Origin of the sequence: Jatrophihabitans lederbergiae (genome assembly GCF_031845305.1) — a bacterium.
Taxonomy (GTDB): Bacteria; Actinomycetota; Actinomycetes; order Mycobacteriales; family Jatrophihabitantaceae; genus Jatrophihabitans_A; species Jatrophihabitans_A lederbergiae.
In genome coordinates, this window is sequence record NZ_JAVREH010000255.1 from 1 (window position 1) to 255 (window position 255).

Annotated in this window: 1 pseudogene; it reads left to right on the top strand. The window is 62.0% G+C overall.

Going from position 1 to position 255, the window contains the following annotated elements:
- Positions 1–255: pseudogene (locus tag RM423_RS25180) on the top strand (hypothetical protein); the annotation flags it as partial.

The window sequence follows — 255 nt, forward strand, 5'->3', positions numbered from 1 at the left end:
GTACGGACTGGTTAGACGCCATCCCGGCGCCAGCAATCAAGACCCTTCGCAAGCTCGGCCATGTCACCGCGACCGCCAGAGACCCAGGCGCACTACTACAACAACTGCTGGCCTTCTTTGGAGTTAGCACCATCGAAGCATGGGGCTCGATCTGGGCGAAGCCATCTGCGGCCTTCCTGAAGTCCCCAGCGTTCGAGGCACACCAGGGCGCGGTAGCTGTCTGGCTACGCCTCGGTGAGCTTGAAGCCATCAGCC